We start from the raw sequence: 3,286 nt of genomic DNA, 5'->3' as shown, positions 1-3,286 counted from the left end.
GGACGGCAAAGCCTGGTATCTGCCGGTCGGGGTGACCGGCAACCGGTGTATCGGCGCGACTCTGATGTCGCCGCCCTGTGAGCTGGAAGGGCGTGCGTTCGGGGTAGTTGTTGCCGCTATGACCAAGACTGCCCATAGGTGATGGAGTCCTCACTGTGGTCGCCGCGGGAGATGGAGCTGCTTGCGGTGACGTTGCAGCTGTTGCAGGAACACGGTTACGAGCGGCTGACACTAAACGCCGTGGCTGCCACCGCGCGCGCCAGCAAGGCCACGGTCCACCGCCGCTGGCCGACGAAAGCCGCATTGGTGCTGGCCGCGTTTATCGAGGGCGTCCGTCAAGTTGCAGTCACGCCCGAGACCGGCACTCTGCGTGGCGATTTGCTGCAATTGGGGGATGCGATATGTCAGCAGGCCTGCCAGCATGCCAGCACCATCCGCGCGGTGCTTGTCGAGGTGTCGCGCAACTCCGCGCTCAATGATGCTCTGCAGCACCACTTTCTCGATCAGCGTAAGGCCTTGATCGACCATGTCCTCCAGCAGGCGGTGGAACGCGGCGAGATCGACAACGACGAGATCAGCGAGGAACTCTGGGATCTGCTGCCCGGCTACCTGATCTTCCGTTCCATTGTCCCCGATCGGCCCCCGACCCGACGCACCGTGCAGACCCTCGTCGACCACATCATCCTGCCCGGCCTAATGCGACCTGTGGGATAACAAGACCACGCAGTTGGATGCTCAGGAGAAGGCGGCCGCGCGGGGGCTGGCGGTGACGTTCTCTGCCGAGACGCTAGATTCGCTGATCACCGACGCGGTGAAATCCGGGACGCCGATCGGCACCAAAGGGATCACGGTCGGTCGAACCTCCTGGGTCAACAGCGTACGGGGGCTTAGGCGATTTAGCTCCGGCGGTTCGATTTACGAACTCACCAGGAGAACTCGCATTCACACACGAAAATAGTCAGCGTAGCCGCCCATTGGTCTCCGGGTAATACCTGGCATTAACCGATTCTGTCCCGGCACGCGTTCGATCCCTTCTTGTCGCACTGCGGGCGTGCCAGCTTCACCAATCGCCAAGGTCGTTGACGTCTGCGACGCCACCGCTCATCGGGCCAGCGTTCTCAAAAGTGCCGGTAGAACACCCGGTGAAGCTGGGCGAGCCGCAAGCTCAGCAGATCCAGCGCCCCGTTGAGAATGTGCGGTCCGGGCGCCAACACCATGCGTACATGGTTGTTCCGGGGTGCCCGGGTCGACTCACGCCTCCGAGGACAATTGGCTATTCAGGCCACCCGTGTCAGCCAGCGTCGCGTTGACGCCGCCGCTGCCAAACGTCGGAGAGCGCCTCCGAGCGGCTGATCTGCTTATTGCGAAAGCGCCGGAAGATTGTGCCGTGTCTCGGATCGCTGCGGCTGGCGTAGCCGACGCGCACCCCGGCTTTTGGCGCCCGTAACACCTCCGCTAGATCACGCAAAGTTGTTGCGGCAGATCCAATTGGCTGGCAGAGAGTACTTATGCGGAGTGTGCAGTATTCCTCGCCCGCGCGCCTTCCTGCTAGCCGCTCTCGGTTAGCGGCCATACCCGAACTGATCGCCGTGCCAAATCAAACCGCCCCAACCCCCAACCACCACCCTTGCTGAGGCCGGATGCGCGAGCAACTCGGCAACCCTCCGCTTCACCAGGGCCACCGTGACCGGCTCGCGGGCCCGTTGCTTTTCGCCGCCGGGCAATCGCCGCTGACGACGCGCGTGGCCGGTCCGGTGTGCCTGTGATCAGGGGTGCAGGACGACTTTGGTCCAGCCGTCGTCGCGGGCGTCGAAGTGCTGATATCCAGATTCGGCTTCGGCGAGCGGGAGTTCGTGGGAGATGATCCAGGACGGCTTTGCCCGGTCTTCGTGGATGAGGTCGCGCAGTTGCCGGTTGTAGTGCTTGATGTTGGCCTGCCCAGTGCCGATCTTCTGGCCCTTGAACCAGAACTTGCCCATGTCGAAGGCGATCTGACCGTTCTGTTCCAATTTGTCCGACGCGTTCTTGTCCTGCGGCAAAAAGATGCCCACTACACCGATGTGCCCGGTGAACCGCACCGAGTCGACCAGCCGGTTCATGGTCATCGCCGAGTCCTCGTGGCCCTGCGGGTCGTGGGCCTGATAGCCGACGCATTCACAGCCCTTGTCTGCGCCTTTCCCGTTGGTCTGCTCCAACACCTGCTCGACTGGGTCGCCCTTCGAGTCGTCGATCGGTATGACGCCGATCTCTTCGGCCAGGCGCAGCCGGTCGGGATGCCGGTCGACGATCATCACCTTGCTGGCGCCCTGGATCATTGCCGAATACGCGGCCATCAAACCAACCGGGCCAGCTCCGTAGACCACCATCGAATCGCCGGGCTGCATGTCGGCCAGCCGGGTGCAGTGCCATCCGGTCGGGAAGATGTCCGACAGCATCACGTAGTCGGTTTCCTTCTCTTGGGCGTCCTCGGGCAACCGCAAACAGTTGAAGTCGCCGAACGGCACCCGCAGATAGTCGGCCTGCCCACCCCAGAATGGCCCCATCCCGGCGAAACCGTACGCGGCGCCCGCCATATTCGGGTCCGGGTGCACCGTCAGGCAGAACGCGGTCAGACCTTCCTCGCAGTTTCGGCAGAAGCCGCACCCGATGTTGAACGGCAGACACACCCGATCCCCCGGCGAGACCTTGACCACCGCATTGCCCACCTCGGAGACGATGCCCAGGTTTTCGTGACCCAGCACCATCCCCGGTTCCAGATCGGTGCGCCCCTCATACATGTGTAGATCCGACCCACAGATGTTGGTGGTGGTGATCTTCACAAGCACATCGGTCGGCGCCTCGATCTTGGCGTCGGGCACATCCTTCACATGAACCTCACGAGGCCCGTCATACACAAGCGCTTTCATCTCACCTCTCCCAATCTAAGCAACGTTTCGGATGGTGTCCGGCCACGCAGCAACGGTGAAAAGCAAGGCGTCAGCCGAACCAGTCGCTCAGGCGAGCGGAAGTGGTCTCGACGAACGAGACACAGCGGGTAAACGACGCTAAACCACCCACGCGCCAACGTGTTTCGCTATGCGCTATGAATGACGATCGCCAGTCGAAGCGTGGAATTTCTGTCCACTTCAAACTGTCCTCCTTCGACTTCATGATCGGAAGTGCTGGAGGAATTCAGTTTCGATTCACAGGCTCGGACAACGCCTTCCCATCGCCTCGCGAGGATGTGATGCTGGTGACTTCCACTGCATCGACGAGGAGACAGCCCTATGGCTACCAAGGCGTTACT

Annotated in this window: 3 protein-coding genes; 2 read left to right on the top strand and 1 reads right to left on the bottom strand. The window is 62.0% G+C overall.

The window, feature by feature from the left end; translation table 11 throughout:
* Nucleotides 1-141 precede the first annotated feature (141 nt).
* Complete coding sequence (locus tag ACRDUX_RS13915) at nucleotides 142-714, top strand: TetR/AcrR family transcriptional regulator (RefSeq protein WP_526414614.1); 573 nt, start codon at nucleotides 142-144, stop codon at nucleotides 712-714.
* 1,052 nt (nucleotides 715-1,766) lie between these two features.
* On the opposite strand, the gene ACRDUX_RS13910 is transcribed toward ACRDUX_RS13915, so the two are convergent.
* Nucleotides 1,767-2,867, bottom strand: a complete 1,101-nt coding sequence (locus tag ACRDUX_RS13910; protein ID WP_526414613.1) for a glutathione-independent formaldehyde dehydrogenase — start codon at nucleotides 2,865-2,867, stop codon at nucleotides 1,767-1,769.
* Nucleotides 2,868-3,082: 215 nt separating this feature from the next.
* On the opposite strand from ACRDUX_RS13910, the gene ACRDUX_RS13905 reads away from it, so the two are divergent.
* On the top strand, nucleotides 3,083-3,286 hold a 204-nt coding region (locus ACRDUX_RS13905; protein WP_526414612.1), incomplete at its 3' end, for a hypothetical protein.

The organism is Mycobacterium sp. (assembly GCF_050701675.1).
In the GTDB taxonomy this organism is placed as follows: Bacteria; Actinomycetota; Actinomycetes; order Mycobacteriales; family Mycobacteriaceae; genus Mycobacterium.
Note: the sequence above shows the minus strand (reverse complement) of the source record. Positions and strands in the feature narration are given on the sequence as shown.